The sequence below is a fragment of the Micromonospora sp. NPDC047730 genome, from assembly GCF_043204765.1.
Taxonomy (GTDB): domain Bacteria; phylum Actinomycetota; class Actinomycetes; order Mycobacteriales; family Micromonosporaceae; genus Micromonospora.
The window spans coordinates 289025-304071 of record NZ_JBIDCU010000002.1 but is presented as its reverse complement, the minus strand read 5'-3'; the positions used below and the strand labels follow the sequence as shown (position 1 = coordinate 304071).

The 15047-nt window shown below is 73.3% G+C and carries 11 protein-coding genes and 1 pseudogene; 5 read left to right on the top strand and 7 right to left on the bottom strand.

The genetic code is table 11. The features are described 5' to 3' along the window. Positions 1-61: 61 nt before the first annotated feature. Together ACGF5G_RS06860 and ACGF5G_RS06855 are read right to left on the bottom strand one after the other, a co-directional pair. Entirely contained in the window at positions 62-1540 is a 1479-nt protein-coding gene (locus tag ACGF5G_RS06860; RefSeq protein ID WP_393259623.1) for a glutamate--cysteine ligase, read from the bottom strand. A 305-nt stretch (positions 1541-1845) separates the two neighbouring features. Next, positions 1846-2427: a YceI family protein gene (locus tag ACGF5G_RS06855; protein ID WP_393259621.1), complete on the bottom strand. Its 582-nt coding sequence runs from the start codon at positions 2425-2427 to the stop codon at positions 1846-1848. 102 nt (positions 2428-2529) lie between these two features. Here ACGF5G_RS06855 and ACGF5G_RS06850 point away from each other — a divergent pair, with 102 nt between their 5' ends. Then, a complete protein-coding gene (locus tag ACGF5G_RS06850; protein WP_393259619.1) occupies positions 2530-3039 on the top strand; it encodes a MarR family winged helix-turn-helix transcriptional regulator in 510 nt (169 codons plus the stop codon). Between the two features lie 628 nt (positions 3040-3667). On the opposite strand, the pseudogene ACGF5G_RS06845 reads toward ACGF5G_RS06850, so the two are convergent. The 4 genes and pseudogenes from ACGF5G_RS06845 to ACGF5G_RS06830 all read right to left on the bottom strand — a co-directional run. Further along, positions 3668-5960 (bottom strand): annotated as a pseudogene (locus ACGF5G_RS06845) (ATP-binding protein); the annotation flags it as partial. A gap of 208 nt (positions 5961-6168) precedes the next feature. After that, the gene (locus ACGF5G_RS06840) at positions 6169-7323 is read right to left on the bottom strand and encodes an acyl-CoA dehydrogenase family protein (RefSeq protein WP_393259618.1); all 1155 of its coding nucleotides are present in this window, start codon (positions 7321-7323) and stop codon (positions 6169-6171) included. A 100-nt stretch (positions 7324-7423) separates the two neighbouring features. After that, positions 7424-8956 (bottom strand): acyl-CoA carboxylase subunit beta, encoded by a 1533-nt coding sequence (locus ACGF5G_RS06835; RefSeq protein ID WP_393259616.1) that lies wholly within the window; start codon positions 8954-8956, stop codon positions 7424-7426. 211 nt (positions 8957-9167) lie between these two features. Then, a complete protein-coding gene (locus ACGF5G_RS06830) occupies positions 9168-10088 on the bottom strand; it encodes a hydroxymethylglutaryl-CoA lyase (RefSeq protein WP_393259615.1) in 921 nt (306 codons plus the stop codon). Positions 10089-10109: 21 nt separating this feature from the next. Here ACGF5G_RS06830 and ACGF5G_RS06825 point away from each other — a divergent pair, with 21 nt between their 5' ends. The 4 genes from ACGF5G_RS06825 (at position 10110) to ACGF5G_RS06810 (ending at position 13635) form a co-directional block, all read left to right on the top strand. Continuing rightward, on the top strand, positions 10110-10622 hold the full coding sequence (locus tag ACGF5G_RS06825) for an ABC transporter permease (protein WP_393259614.1): 513 nt from the start codon (positions 10110-10112) through the stop codon (positions 10620-10622). A 167-nt stretch (positions 10623-10789) separates the two neighbouring features. Beyond that, positions 10790-11728 carry a hypothetical protein gene (locus ACGF5G_RS06820; RefSeq protein WP_393259612.1) on the top strand — a complete coding sequence of 313 codons (939 nt, stop codon included), beginning with the start codon at positions 10790-10792 and terminating at the stop codon, positions 11726-11728. Between the two features lie 9 nt (positions 11729-11737). Then, positions 11738-12976 (top strand): sensor histidine kinase, encoded by a 1239-nt coding sequence (locus tag ACGF5G_RS06815; RefSeq protein WP_393259611.1) that lies wholly within the window; start codon positions 11738-11740, stop codon positions 12974-12976. Further along, positions 12973-13635 (top strand): response regulator, encoded by a 663-nt coding sequence (locus ACGF5G_RS06810; RefSeq protein ID WP_393259609.1) that lies wholly within the window; start codon positions 12973-12975, stop codon positions 13633-13635. Before ACGF5G_RS06815 ends, ACGF5G_RS06810 begins: the two co-directional genes overlap by 4 nt. 25 nt (positions 13636-13660) lie before the next feature. Here the strand turns inward: ACGF5G_RS06810 and ACGF5G_RS06805 are convergent, their stop codons facing one another. Then, complete coding sequence (locus ACGF5G_RS06805) at positions 13661-15028, bottom strand: acetyl/propionyl/methylcrotonyl-CoA carboxylase subunit alpha (RefSeq protein WP_393259607.1); 1368 nt, start codon at positions 15026-15028, stop codon at positions 13661-13663. Positions 15029-15047 lie beyond the last annotated feature (19 nt).

Here is a 15047-nt window from a genome sequence, read left to right as displayed (position 1 = left end):
AGGCGGACCTCACGGGTGTCGGGCAGCGGCGCCACCACCGGGCCCCGCCCCGGCGGGTCGGTCAGTCGACCGGCCAGGTGTGCACGGGCTCGTTGCCGCGTTGCAGCTCGGCGTAGCGCTGCACCATGTGGTGCAGGGCGGCGTCCCGGTCCATGCCCCGGTGCCGCTCGGCCGCCCAGACCGCCTCGGTCTGCCAGACGGCGCCGTTGCGGCCCGTCCGGCAGCGCTGCTCGATGATGCCGAGCAGCCGGTCGCGTTCGGCCGACGCCACCCCGAACCGGTCCAGCCCGGCGGCGGCCTTGGGCAGCAGGACGTCCAGGACCAGCTTGGTCACCGGCACCTCGCCGAGGCGGGGCCAGTGCAGGACGGCGTCCATGCCGCGCCGGGCGGCGGCGTGGAAGTTCTCCTCCGCCGAGCTGAAGGTGAGCTGGCTCCAGATCGGCCGGTCCGCCTCGGCCAGCCCCCGGGCCAGGCCGAAGTAGAAGGCGGCGTTGGCCAGCATGTCGACCACGGTCGGGCCGGCCGGCAGCACCCGGTTCTCCACCCGCAGGTGCGGGCGGCCGTTCATGATGTCGTAGACCGGCCGGTTCCACCGGTAGACGGTGCCGTTGTGCAGGCGCAGCTCGCCCAGCTCCGGTACGCCGCCGCCGTGCAGCACCTCGACCGGGTCCTCGTCCTCGCAGATCGGCAGCAGCGGCGGGAAGTAGCGGACGTTCTCCTCGAACAGGTCGAAGATCGAGGTGATCCAGCGTTCCCCGAACCAGACCCGAGGGCGTACGCCCTGGGCCTTCAGCTCGTCCGGCCGGGTGTCGGTGGCCTGCTGGAACAGGGCGATCCGGGTCTCCGCCCAGAGCTGCCGGCCGTAGAGGAACGGCGAGTTCGCCCCGACGGCCACCTGCACCCCGGCGATGGCCTGCGAGGCGTTCCAGTAGTCGGCGAAGCTGTCCGGAGCGACCTGGAGGTGGAACTGGAGGCTGGTGCAGGCGGCCTCGGGGGCGATCGAGTCGGTGTGGGTCTGCAACCGCTCGACACCCCGGATGTCGAGTTCGATGTCCTCGCCGCGCGCGCCGACGATCTGGTCGTTGAGCACCCGGTAGCGCTCGTTGGTGGAGAGGTTGTCCACCACCAGGTGCCGCTCGGTGAGGGTGGGCAGGATGCCGACCAGGACGATCTTCGCGTCCGACCGGGTCGCCCGCTCGTCGGCCCGGGTGAGGCTGCCGCGCAGGTCCCGCTCGTAGTCGGCAAAGCCCGACCCCTCGATCAGCCGGGGTGGCGCGTTCAGCTCCAGGTTGAACTGCCCCAGCTCGGTCTGGAAGAGCGGGTCGGCGATGTCGGCGAGGATCTGGTCGTTGCGCATCGCCGGCTCGGCGGACGAGTCGACCAGGTTCAGCTCGATCTCCAGCCCGGTCATGGGGCGGTCGGCGTCGAAGCCGAAGTCGTCCAGCATCAGGGCGAAGACGTCCAGGCACCGCCGGACCTTCTGCCGGTAACGGACCCGGTCCTCCCGGGAGAAGGCGCCCTGCTCGACGTCCCTGCCCATGTTTCCTCCCGGCGCGAGGCGCAGTCGGGACCGCGCCGGGCCCGGAATGCGCGTGGTGAACCATCCACGGTAAGAGCGCCGACCTCGCCGGGACCAGAGGCGGAACCCGGCTGTCCAGCGGCCGGGACGGCCGCAGCCGGCCGGCCAGCACGCTCCCGGCGGCATCTCTACCCAGCCCGTACGGCCCGCTACGCGGACCGGGCCGCGAATGAGTCGTGACAAATCGCACCGGCCGTGCTCTTGCCCGTGGACACGCATCGGGCCCGCGCCGTGGTGCGGCGCGGGCCCGGATGCGGTACGGCGGATCAGGCCTGGCGGACGGCCTCGCCCTCGATCTCGATCTTGATCTTCTTGCCGACCAGCACGCCGCCGGTCTCCAGGGCGACGTTCCAGGTCAGGCCGAACTCCTCGCGGTCGATCTCGGCCGAGGCGGAGAAGCCGAAGATGTCCTGACCGAACGGGCTGCGGCCGACGCCCTCGAACTCGACCTCCAGGTCGACCGGGCGGGTGACGCCCTTGACCGTCAGCTCGCCCGAGAGGACGAACTCGTTGCCGTCGCGGGACTTGACGCCGGTGCTGCGGTACTCCAGGGTCGGGAATGCCTCGGCGTCCAGGAACTCCGGGCTGCGCAGGTGCGCGTCCCGGTCGGCCTGGTTGGTGTTGATGCTGGCGGCCTGGATGGTCGCGGACACCGAGGACTGCAGCGGGTCGTCGGCGACGGTGATGGTGGCGGAGGCGTCCGCGAATTCACCGCGTACCTTGCTGACCATCATGTGCCGGGCGACGAAGCCGACGCGCTTGTGCGCCGCGTCGAGCGCGTAGGTGCCGGCGCTGGGGATGGTGAGGCCGTCCCAGTCGCGGGTAACCGGTGCGGTGCTGCTGGTCATGAAGCTGCCCTCCGTGGAAGCTTGATTGAGTTGCTCAACGACTGTTGCAGCAACTATAGAGCCAACAACATTCCCTGTGTCAAGTACTGCTAGGATGAACAGGTGAACCAGAACGCGTTCGACGATCCCCGGATCACCGCCGTCGGCCTGCTCTACGAGGCGCACGCCGGCCTGTCGGCCCGGTTCGCCGCCCAGTTCGAGGAGCACGACCTCTCGCCCGTCGAGTTCGAGGTGCTGACCCGGCTCGCCCGCTCGCCGGGCAACCAACTGCGGATGACCGACCTGGCCGCGCAGACCTCCCTCTCCACGAGCGGGGTCACCCGGGTGGTCGACCGGATGGAGCGTGACGGCCTGCTCACCCGGCGCGCCTGCCCCTCCGACCGGCGCAGCTCGTACGCGGTGGTCACGGCCGCCGGCATGCAGCGGCTCGACGAGACCATGCCCGGGCACCTGCGGATCATCGAGCAGTGGTTCACCGGCCAGCTCGAGCCGGCGGCGCTGGACGCCCTGCTCGACGGCCTGCGCCGGGTGCGGGACGCCGTCCACCCGGGCGCCACCGCCGGGAGCAGCGAGTCGGCCCCGACCGCGGACGGCGCGACCGCCCCGGCCTGACCGGTCGATCAGGGCGCGACCGGGCACCGGCAGAAAGAGCGGCAGAAGTGCCGCGCCCGCGGGAGATAGTCGATCAAACCGGACGGAGTCGCGAGCGCGCGGTGGCTAGTCTTCGGGCAGTGGGGACGCACCGGGGGGTGACGGCGCGGGCGACGAGCGAGGGGTAGCAAGAGGGGCTTCGTCGCCCGCGCCACCCCGGCCCGCTCCGCGGGGCGCACCCGCTCCCGGCCACGGCGCGGCCAGCCGCGGCCGGTCTACGTGGTCGCGGGGCCGCCGCCGCGCCGGCCCGCCGTCAGCGCGTAGAGCAGTTCCTCCTCCTGCGGCAGCAGTCGGATGCCGCTGCGTCGGCAGGCCCGGTCCAGGCGGTCCAGCACGGTGGGGTCCGCCGTGCTCGCGGCCAGTCCCACCAACGCCTCCACCACGTCGCGCCGGTTCTGGCCCTCGGCGCCGGCCTCCGCGGCGGCGGCGAACCACTCCGCCGCCAGATCGCGGTCGCCCCGGCGCAGGGCCAGGTTCCCCTCGATCAACGCGCAGATCCCGTCCTCGGGGCGGGTCCCGCGCACCGGTGCCCAGCGGGCACCCCCGGGCCACCCGTCCTCCCCGAGACGCGGCGACGGCGGCACCGGGGTCGCGGTCGGGCGTAGCTCGGCCAGCACCTCGGCCGCCTCGGTGGGGCGCCCGTCCCGGGCCAGCGCCAGGCCCACGGTGCCGAGCACCCGGCGACGGTGGCCGGGGTCGCCGGGGTCGCCGAGGTCGGCCAGCGCCTCCAGCACCCGCCGGCCCTGGTCGACGGCGTCGGCGTACCGGCCCTCCAGGCGGGACACCTCGGCGAGGTTGGCCCGCGCGAGCACCCGCAGCCGCTGCTCCCCGCACTCCGCGGCCAGCCGGTCGACCGCAGCCAGCCGGCGGCGGGCTGCCGCGAGGTCGCCGACCCGGATGTCGTGCCAGGCGAGGTTGTTCTGCGCCACCGCCATGTCCCGGACCCGGCCGCCCCGGCCGGCCAGCGCGAGCACCGCCTCGGCCTGCTCCCGCGCCTCGTCGTGCCGGCCGAGGGCGACCAGCAGCGCGCAGAGCACGGCCCCCGCCTCCACCTCCCCGGTGACGTCGCCGGCGTCCCGGAACGCGGCCAGCGCCGCCAGCGCCGCCGGCACCTCCTCGGCCCCGGCGCCGTGCTCGGCGGCGAGCCGGGCCACCCCCAGCGACGCCCAGGCCCGCAGCACCGGGTCGGCGTCGGCGGTGCGCGGGTCCGCCAGCAGCCGGCGCAGCCACTGCCGGCCGGGGACGTCCCGCCCCCGGAAGCGCCACCACCGGGACAGCGCCGCCGCCAACCGCAGTGCCGTCAACGGGTCGTCGACGGCGGCGTGGGCCAGGGCGGAGCTGATGTCGCCGCTCACCTCGTCCAGCGGGTGCACCGCGGCCGGCAGGTCGGCACCCGCCAGCTCCGGCGCGGTCCGGGCCACCAGGCGGGCGACGACCCGGGCGTGCCGGCGCCGGATCGCGGTCAGCTCGCCGGCGCCGGTGGCCTGCTCGGCGGCGAAGTCCCGTACGGCGTCGAGCAGGCGGAACCGGAACGGCCCGGTGCCCCGGACGCTCAGCAGGCCGAGTTCCAGGAACCGGTCCAGCAGCGGGACCGGGTCCACCGCGACCGTGCCGTCCCGGTCGACGTCGTCGGCGAGCATCTCCTCGGCCAGCTCGACCGACCAGCGGTTGCCGAAGGCGGCGAGCCGGCGCAACGCGGCCCGCTCGGCGGGGGCGAGGAGGCGGTAGCTGGTGGCCACCGCGTCCCGCAGCGTCTCGGCCACCGCCGCCCGGGGCCCCTCCGGGTGGCTCGGCTCCGCCGTGTCCCAGCCCGGACGCTCGGCCGCCCCCGACGAGGTGGCCAGGTCGAGGACGCGGTCCCCGTACCGGTCGAGCAGTTCGTTGAGGTCGAGGATCCGGCCCCGGGCCGCCATCAGCTCGATGGCCAGCGGCAGGCCACCGAGGCGGCGTACCAGCGCGGCCAGGGCGGGCAGCTCGGTCGGGCCGGGCGGCTCCCGGCGCACCTGGGCGAGCCGGGCGGTGAACAGCGCCACCGCCGGGTAGTCGGCCAGCGCCGACGGGCCGGCCCGCTCGCTCCCCGGCGGGGGTACGTCGAGCGGGGAGACCGGCCACACCCGCTCCCCGGGCAGGCCCACCGGGTGTCGGCCGGTGACCAGCACCCGCAGCGACGGCACCGCGCCGGCGAGCCGGTGCACCGTCTCGGCGACGGCATCGGGCGCCCGCTCGGCCGCGTCCACGAGCAGCAGCGCCGGCCGGCCGTCGAGTCGGGCGGCCAGCTCGGGCATCCGGCCGACCCCGAAGACGGCCACGGAGGCGGCGAGCACGTCGGCGGCGTCGGAGCCCTCGCCGATGAGCACGCCGGCCGCCCCGCCGGGGTATTGGTCGACGACCGCGTGGGCCACCGACAGGGCGAGCGCGGTCTTGCCGACGCCGGCCAGCCCGACCAGGCTCACCAGCCGGGGACCGCGCCCGTCGGTGAGCAGCCCGACCAGCTCGGCGAGGTCGGTGTCCCGGCCGATCAGCGCGACCGGGAGCGGGAGCGCGACCGGCGTACCGACGTGGTGGTCGGCGTCGAGGCGAGCTGGCGGCGCGCCGACCAGGGCGACCGGCGGCGCGGCCGGCGCCTGCCCCCGGGCGGCGGCGAGGAACGCCGACCGGGCGGCACCGGTCAGCTCCAGCGCGCCGGCGAGCAGCTCGACGGTGGTGCGCTGCGGCCGGGACGACCGGCCCCGCTCCAGGTCACGGACGGTGCGGACACCGACGCCGGCTCGGGCCGCCAGCTCGGCCTGGGTGAGGCCGGCGGCGAGCCGGTGCCCGCGCAACAGCTCCGGGAAGCCGGTACGACCGCCCGGATGCCGCGAACGATCATGAACCGGAGTCATGGGCAGGAAGAGTACGGACGGGGTGCGACCGGCGGCAGCCGAGCGTCGCCCTGCCGACGCCGCGGTGCGGATATCCGACAGCGGGCCCGGCCGTGGGCCGGTCGACGGGGGCGCGGGGCCGGGGCCCGCCGTGGGCCGGTCGCCGGAAGCGCGGGGGCCGGGTCCGGCGGCGGGGGTCGACTGCCCGACGCCGCCGGACCCGGCGACGTCACATGCCCAGGTCGCGCGCAATGATCATGCGCTGCACCTCGGACGTACCCTCGCCGATCTCCAGGATCTTGGAGTCACGCCAGAAGCGCGCCACCGGGTACTCGTTCATGAAGCCGTAGCCGCCGTGGATCTGGGTCGCCTCCCGGGCGTTGTCGACGGCGACGGTGCTGGCGTGCAACTTGGCGATGGCGGCCTGCCGCTTGAACGGCTCGCCGGCGAGCATCCGGGCGGCGGCGTCGTAGTAGGCCAGCCGGGCCGTGTGCGCCTTCATCTCCATGTCGGCGATCTTGAACTGGATCGCCTGGTAGTTGCCGATCGGCTGGCCGAACGCCTCGCGCTCCTTCGCGTACCTGATCGACTCGTCGACGCAGCCCTGGGCGAGGCCCACGGCCAGGGCGGCGATGGCGATCCGGCCCTCGTCGAGGATGCGCAGGAACTGGGCGAAGCCCCGGCCACGCTCGCCGAGCAGGTTGGCCGCCGGCACCCGGCAGTCGTCGAAGGTCAGCTCGTGGGTGTCCGAGGCGGTCCAGCCGACCTTGGAGTAGCCCGGCGCGACGCTGAAGCCCGGGGTGCTGGCCGGCACGATGATGGTGGACAGTTCCTTGGCGCCGTCCGGGCGGATGCCGGTGACCGCGGTGACGGTGACCAGGGCGGTGATGTCGGTGCCCGAGTTGGTGATGAACGCCTTCGAGCCGTTGATCACCCACTCGCCCGTGGACTCGTCGAGCACCGCGCGGGTCTGCGTGCCGCCCGCGTCCGAGCCGAAGCCGGGCTCCGTGAGGCCGAAGCCGGCCAGTGCCTCGCCGCTGAGCAGCTTCGGCAGCCACTGCGCCTTCTGCTCCTCCGTGCCGAAGCGGTAGATCGGCATCGCGCCCAGCGACACCGCCGCCTCCAGGGTGATCGCCACGCTGGAGTCGACCCGGGCCAGCTCCTCCAGGGCGAGGCAGAGCGCGAAGTAGTCGCCGCCCATGCCGCCGTGCTCCTCGCCGAAGGGCAGCCCGAACAGGCCCATCTTGCCCATCTGCCGGATCACCTCGTACGGGAAGGTGTGCTTCTCGTAGTGCTCCGCGATGACCGGGGCCACCACCTCGCGCGCGAATTCCCGCACGCTCTCCCGCAGCGCCTCTTGCTCCTCGGTGAGCCGGAAGTCCATGGATTCCTCCTGTGTGACGGGCCGCCGGGCGCTCGTGACGCCGGGACGGGTCGCTGGTGCGGGTCGGGCCCGCGCCGGCCGGGTGGGGCCGGCGGCGGGATCAGACCGGGGTGACGCCGTGCCGGCGCCGGGAGAAGTGCCGCTCCTTGGTGCGGGCGGCGGCGAACCGCCGGACCAGCTCGGCGCGCAGCTCGTGCGGCTCGACGATCGCGTCCACCACCAGTTCGCTGGCGAGCCGGACGACGTCGATGTCGCGCTCGTACTCCTCGCGCTTCGCGGCGACGAAGGCGGCCCGCTCGGCCTCGTCGGCGATCGCGGCGATCTTGTTGGCGTAGACCGCGTTGACCGCCGCCTCGGCGCCCATCACCGCGATCTTGGCGGTGGGCAGCGCGATCGTGGCGTCCGGCTCGAAGCCCGGCCCGGCCATCGCGTAGAGGCCGGCGCCGTACGCCTTGCGGACCACCACGCAGATCTTCGGCACGGTCGCCTCCGAGATCGCGGTGATCATCTTGGCGCCGTGCCGGATGATGCCCTGCTTCTCCACCGCGCTGCCGACCATGAACCCGGGCACGTCGGAGAGAAAGAGCAGCGGCACGTTGAACGCGTCGCAGAGCTGCACGAACCGGGTCGCCTTGTCGGCCGAGTCGACGAAGAGCACCCCGCCCTTGAACATGGAGTTGTTGCCCACCACGCCGACGACCTCGCCGTTCAGCCGGCCGAAGCCGATGGTCAGCTCCTTGGCCCAGAGCGCCTGGATCTCGAAGAAGGAACCGTCGTCGAGCAGGCCCTTGACGTACCGCCGCATGTCGAACGCCTGCCGCTCGCTCGCCGGCACCAGCGCGGCGAGGTCGGCCTTCTCCGGCGCGGGCACGGCCTCGGCGACCGGCGGCGCCTGCGTCCAGTTGGCCGGGAGGTAGGACAGGTAGCGCTTCACCACGTCGAGCGCGTCGGCCTCGGTCTTGCAGAGGAAGTGCCCGACGCCCGACTCGGCGCAGTGCACCTTGGCCCCGCCCATCGCCTCCAGGGTGGTCTTCTCCCCGGTGACCATCTCGACCATCCGGTCGGAGCCGAGGTACATGCTGGCGTTGCCGTCGACCATCGCGACCACGTCGCAGAACGCCGGAATGTACGCACCGCCGGCCGCGCTCGGCCCGAACAGCGCGCAGACCTGCGGGATCGAGCCGGAGGCGCGGACCTGGTTCCAGAAGATCTTCCCGGCGCCGCGCCGGCCGGGGAACAGCTCGACCTGGTCGGTGATCCGGGCACCGGCCGAGTCGACCAGGTAGACCATCGGCACGCCGGTGGAGTAGGCCCGCTCGATGATCCGGATGATCTTCTCGACGGTCCGGGCGCCCCAGCTGCCGGCCTTGACCGTGGAGTCGTTCGCCATGAGGCAGACCTGGCGGCCGTCGATGGTGGCGGTGCCGGTGACCACGCCGTCGGCCGGCAGGCCCTCGGCCATCGCGTTGGCGTAGAGGCCGTCCTCGACGAACGAGCCCTCGTCCACCAGGAGGGCGACCCGCTCCCGGGCGAAGAGCTTGCCCTTGGCGGCGTTCGCCGCGTGGTACTTGTCCGCACCGCCGGCCCGGGCCCGCTTGCGCAGCTGCTCCAGAGCCTCACCGTCGAGCGTCACGCCGACCCCCTACCGCCGCCACCGTGGCCCGCCGCCTCGTGGGCAACCGAACCGACCTGAACGATCGTTAGGCTAGCGCATCTGCCCGCCCCCGACACCCCTCAACCCCCACCCCGGCCCCTCGCGCCGCGATCTTGCACTTCCGGCCCCGTTTCTGCGGCATTTGTGACTTTCGCCAGGCGGGGTGAGGGTGGGGGAGGAGGGGTGGGGGTCAGGCGGGGTGGGGGGACAGGCGGGTGCGGGGGCCGGCGCGGAGGACGCCGGAGGGGAGCTGACGGCCGACCAGGCGCTCGGCCAACTCCGCCACCTCGATCAGGGCGGCCAGGTCGATGCCGGTGTCGATGCCCATGTCGTGCAGCATGTGCACCGCCTCCTCGGTGGCCAGGTTGCCGCTGGCGCCCGGCGCGTACGGGCAGCCGCCGAGGCCGCCGACGCTCGCGTCGAACTCGGTCACGCCCAGCTCCAGCGCGGTGAGCACGTTCGCCAGCGCGGTGCCCCGGGTGTTGTGGAAGTGCAGCAGCACGGGAATATGGGCGTTGCGGTCGCGTACGGCGGTCAGCAACTCCCGGACGCGGCGGGGCGTACCCATGCCGGTGGTGTCGCCGAACGCCACGCGGTCGGCGCCGTCGCGAACCACCCGGTCCACGATGGCGGCCACCCTGGCCGGGTCGGTGTCCCCCTCGTACGGGCAGCCGAAGCTGGTCGCGATGATCACCTCCGCCTGGGCGCCGGCGCCGTGCAGCAGGTCGATCAGCTCGGCGATGTCGTCCAGCGACTCCTCCGTGGAGCGGTTGACGTTGCGCCGGTTGTGCGTGTCGCTGGCCGAGACCACCACCTCGATCTCGGTGAACCCGGCGGCGAGGGCGCGCTGCGCGCCCCGGGTGTTCGGCACCAGCGCGGAGTAGCGCACCCCGTCGGCCTTCGCGGCCCGCTGCCACACCTCGTCGGCGTCGGCCATCTGCGGGATCGCCTTCGGGTGCACGAACGAGACCGCCTCGATCCGCCGCATGCCCGTGCCCGAGAGGGCGTCGAGCAGCCGCACCTTGGCGTCGGTCGGGATCGGGTCCTCGTTCTGGAGCCCGTCGCGCGGCCCGACCTCCCGGATCGACACGAAGCCTGGCAGTTCCGTCATAAGGGGTCACCTCACTGTGACGTGGTGCGTGGGTCCTTCCAGCGTCCCACCCGCATACCGCCCCCCGCGAGGTGGCTCACCGCACGCGCCCGGGAACCGCCCCGATCGTCGGTCTACCGTCGTCGCCGACGGCCGTCGGAAATACTTCGGCCACCCGTGCAACCGGTCGGCCTCCCGCTGAGCACCTATCGGGTGACGGGAGCGGGATGCGCGACGAGGACGATGATCTCCGTCCGGCAACGCCGGGCGGAGGTGGAGCCACGGCGGGCACTGGGCGCCACCCGGGGCCAGATCCGCGTCCAGTTCCTCGCCGAGGCGCTGCTGCTCTCCGTCCTCGGTGGGATCGGAGGCACCCTGCTCGGGGCGGGAATCACCGCGCTGTACGCGTACAGCCGGCAGTGGCCCACGGTGGTGCCGGCCTGGGCGATGGCCGGCGGCCTGGGCGCGACGGTGCTGGTCGGTACCCTCGCGGGCCGCTACCCGGCGATCCGCGCCAGCCGGCTCCCACCCACCACGGCCCTGGCCGGTCCCTGACCGGGCCGGGCCGGCAGGAAACGCACACGAGGGCCTGTCAATATGCCCCGCGGCATATCCGTTCTGGCCTGCCGGCAGATGCCGCACCCCCGGCCCGCGGGCGATCGTCGAAGGCGACTGTTGTCGATGATCGAGGGGGATTCATGTCCACTGGTACGACAGGTTCGGTGTCCGTGAGGGCCCGCGCGGCGGAGCGCGGTTGGCTGGTCCCGGCCACCGTTGTCGCCTGCATCGCGGCCCTGGCGACCGCGGTCACGCAGTCGGCCCTTCCGGCAGGCGACGACTACACCAAGGGGTTCGCGCCCTGGTGGGTCTCGGCGATCAGCGCCGTGCTGGGTGCGTCGGTCGCGTCGGCCATGCAGCGGCCCGGCGCGGTCCGGCTGCCCCGGAGGGCGGTACTGGTCGTCGCCTGGTCCGCCACGATCCTGCTGATCTGGTCCGCCGGCGGAATCGTCTTCGACATGCTGCGCACACTCGCCGTGCTCGGTGTGCCGGGCCTGCCACCGGTCGTTGACTGGGCCGGCTTCGCGGCCCGGGCCGCCGCGCTCGCGGCCACGGCCCTCCTGGCCGCCGCCACCCTTTCCCACGCACGGGCCACCGCTGCCGCTTGCGCCGGCTGTGGCCGCGGCACGACGCGCCCACCGGGCTCCTGGTCGGGCTACGCCGCCTGCCTTCTGGTCCTGCCGTATCCCGCGCTGAAGGTGTACTGGGCGCTCGGCGGCCGGGTGGCCCGTGCGGCGATCGGTACGGAATCGGTCGAGGGATTCCCGATCGCCGAACTGGTCCTCTTCGGAGCGGCCGCGGTGCTCGGCCTCGCGCTGGTGCAGTCGTGGGGCCGGGTGTTTCCGCGGTGGATGCTGCTCGCAGGGGGCTGGACGGCGACGGGCGTACTGCTCAGCATGGGGGCACTGGCCGGGCTCGGCACCATCACGCAGGCACTCGGCCTGGTCGACGGTCCCGTACGCTTCGACGGCGCCGCGCGGATCGTGGCCCTCGTGTACGGGTCCTGGCTGCTGCTCGGCCTCGCGTTCGGTGCCGCAACGCTCGGATACCAGCGACGCACCCAGCCAAGCTGCGAGCGGTGCGTTCGCCTGTCGGCTGCCTAGGCTGGACACATGCCGCGCTGGAGGCAAGCCACCCGAACCGATCTCCTGCTGGCGATCACCGCAGGCGCCCCGGTCGCCGCGCTGTCGCTGTACATGGCCTTCGTGTCGATGCCGGTCGGTCGGGCCGCACCGCTGGGGTTGGGGGTGTTGATCGCGCATGCCGCGCTGGCGGCCCGGCGGACGGCGCCCCTGGCCTCGTACGGTGTGGTGTGCGTCGCGTTCGCGTTGCAGGCCGCCGCGAGCGGGCTCTTCCTGATCCTGCCCTCCGCACTGGTCTTTCCGGTCGCCGTCTACTCACTGGGTGTCCACGCAGCCCGGCGTGCCGCCGCGCCGGGGCTCGCCGTGGCGGCCGTCGCGGCCGTCCTGGCCGGCCTCCGGTTCGTCGCGGACCCCAGCGTGACGGCGGCCGGGCTCCGGCCGAATCCGATCCCGGTCTGCGGGCTGTTGCTCGCCACCGTCGTCGCGGCGTGGAGCTTCGGGCTGTACCGCCGCACCCAGCTCGCCTACCTCGCGCTACTTGAGGAACGCACCCGGCAGGCCGCGACCGAACAGGAAGAGCGCGCCCGCCGAGCGGTCCTCGACGAACGGACCCGGATCGCTCGGGACATGCACGACGTCATCGCGCACTCTCTCTCCGTCATCCTCAGTCAGGCCAAGGGTGGACAGTTTCTCGTTCGCACCGAGCCGGAGCGGGCAGCGGAGGTTCTAACAACCATCGAGAACGTCGGTCGCCTCGCCCTGACGGACACGCGTGGCCTGCTCGGCATCCTCCGGTCCCCGGAGCCTGGCCGCGTTCCCGCCCAGGGTGACAGCGGAGAGAACGGGGCCCGCGAAACCCGCGAACCCCAGCCGGGCCTGCGGGACCTGCCCCAGCTGCTCGACCGGGTGCGGGCCGCCGGGCTGACGATCAGCCACCACGAAGAGGGCTCTGCCCGACGCGTCAGCCCCGGCGCCGAACTGGCGGTCTTCCGCACGGTGCAGGAGTCGCTGACCAATACCGCCAAGCACGCCGGGCCGGTCGCCCGGGCAGAGGTCCGGTTCAACTGGACCCGGGACAGCCTGGTCGTGACGGTCCGCGACCGGGGCGGCCGGGGCGGCCGAAGCGTCGACTCCCAGGGAACCGGCCTTGGTCTCGTCGGAATGCGGGAACGGATCACCGCGGTCGGGGGGTCGTTGTCGGCCGGACTCGACGGTGACGGCTTCCTGGTCACCGCCCGACTTCCCTACGACGTGGAGAAAGCCGCATGACGATCCGGGTGTTCCTCGTCGACGACCAGGATCTCGTCCGCGCGGGCGGCGCGATGGTCATTGACGCGCAGGACGACATGACCGTGGTCGGGCAGGCGGCCGACGGGGCGCAGGCCCTCCAACTGCTCGCGGTCACCACGGCAGACGTCGTGCTGATGGACGTCCGGATGCCCCGCGTCGACGGCGTGACAGCGACCCGCCGACTGCTCGCCGCCCCTGGACCGCAGCCCAAGGTCATCGTCCTGACCACGTTCGATCTCGATGAGTACGCCTTCGCGACGCTACGGGCCGGTGCGAGCGGATTCCTGATCAAGGACGCCCCGGCGGACGAGATGCTGACCGCCATCCGTGCGGTGCATCGCGGCGAGGCGGTCATCGCGCCGTCGACCACCCGCCGGCTGCTCGACCACGTCACCGCGCACCTGCCCGCTCCTGCGGGTGGACCGGATCCGACGGCCGTGCTCACCCCACGGGAACGCGAGGTGCTGCTCGAGGTGGCCCGAGGATCCTCGAACGCCGAGATCGCCGCCCGGCTGTTTCTCTCCGAGGGAACGGTGAAGATCCACGTGAGCCGGGTCCTGGCCAAACTCGGCCTGCGCGACCGGATACACCTGGTCATCTGGTCCTACGAGCAGCGCCTCGTCCGCCCCGCCGGCTGACTCCGCCCACGAGCGCCGGCTCCGGTCAGCGCATCCGGCCGACGATGCCGGTGTCGTAGTCGCCCGAGAGGAACTCCTCGTTCTCCAACAGCTCGGCGAAGAACGGAAGGTTGCACTTCGGGCCGGTCAGCTCGAAGCCGGCCACCGCGGCGCGGGCGCGGGCGATCGCCTCCGCGCGGTCCGTCCCGCTGACGATCAGCTTGGCCATCAGGCTGTCGTAGAACGGGGTGACCGTGTTGCCGGCCACGTAGCCCGAGTCGATGCGGACCCCGTCGCCGGTCGGCTCCGTCCACGCGGTGATCGTGCCCGGGCCGGGCAGGAAGCGCTTCGGGTCCTCGGCGTTGATCCGCAGTTCGATGGCGTGCCCGCGCGGGGCGAGCGCGTCCGGGTCGAAGGTCGGGGCCAGGCCGGCGGCCACCCGCAACTGCTCCTCGACCAGGTCGACGCCGTAGACCAGCTCGGTGACCGGGTGCTCGACCTGGAGCCGCGTGTTCATCTCCAGGAAGAAAAATTCTTCGGAGCCGGAGCCGTCACCCTTCGTGTCCCGCTCACGCGGGACCAGCAGGCACTCCACCGTGCCCGCGTTGCGGTAGCCGACCGCCTCGCCGGCCCGCACGGCGGCGGCCAGGAAGCGCTCACGCAGCTCGGGCGAGACCGCCGGGGACGGCGACTCCTCGACCAGCTTCTGGTTGCGCCGCTGCACCGAACACTCCCGCTCGCCGAGCGCCACCACCCGGCCGTCGGCCAGGCCGAGGATCTGCACCTCGACGTGGCGCACCCGGGGGAAGTACCGCTCGATCAGCACCGAGCCGTCGCCGAACATCCGCTCGGCGAACGCGCGCACCTTGTCGTACTCGGTGCGCAGCGCCGCCTCGTCGTTCGCCACGCCCATGCCCATGCCGCCGCCGCCGGCCGCGGCCTTGACCATCACCGGGTAGCCGATCTCCGCCGCCGCGGCCACGGCCGCGTCCAGGTCGGCCGCCGGGTCGGTGGTGCCGGGCGCGACCGGCACCCCGGCCGCCGCCATCAGGTTCCGGGCGTTGATCTTGTCGCCCATCGCGGTGATCGCGTCCGCGCCGGGCCCGACCCAGATCAGCCCGCTCGATTCGACCGTACGGGCGAAGTCGGCGTTCTCCGACAGAAAGCCGTAGCCGGGGTGGATGGCCTGCGCGCCGGTCGACTTGGCGGCGGCGAGGATGGCCTCGACGTTGCGGTAGCTCTGGGCCGGGTTCGCCGGACCCACGCACACCGCCTCGTCGGCCTCGGTGACGAACGGCAGGCCGGCGTCGGCCTCCGAGTGCACCGCGATCGCGCGGATGCCGAGCCGCCTGGCGGTACGGATGATCCGGCGGGCGATCTCGCCACGGTTGGCGACCAGCAGCGACTCGATCATGTTTCCTCCCAGCGTCCGG

Coding starts and splice junctions, on each gene's coding strand:
- ACGF5G_RS06815 (WP_393259611.1), top strand. CDS start 11,738: ATGCCGCGCTGGAGGCAAGCCACCCGAACCGATCTCCTGCTGGCGATC.
- ACGF5G_RS06810 (WP_393259609.1), top strand. CDS start 12,973: ATGACGATCCGGGTGTTCCTCGTCGACGACCAGGATCTCGTCCGCGCG.
- ACGF5G_RS06840 (WP_393259618.1), bottom strand. CDS start 7,323: ATGGACTTCCGGCTCACCGAGGAGCAAGAGGCGCTGCGGGAGAGCGTG.
- ACGF5G_RS06805 (WP_393259607.1), bottom strand. CDS start 15,028: ATGATCGAGTCGCTGCTGGTCGCCAACCGTGGCGAGATCGCCCGCCGG.
- ACGF5G_RS06860 (WP_393259623.1), bottom strand. CDS start 1,540: ATGGGCAGGGACGTCGAGCAGGGCGCCTTCTCCCGGGAGGACCGGGTC.
- ACGF5G_RS06855 (WP_393259621.1), bottom strand. CDS start 2,427: ATGACCAGCAGCACCGCACCGGTTACCCGCGACTGGGACGGCCTCACC.
- ACGF5G_RS06830 (WP_393259615.1), bottom strand. CDS start 10,088: ATGACGGAACTGCCAGGCTTCGTGTCGATCCGGGAGGTCGGGCCGCGC.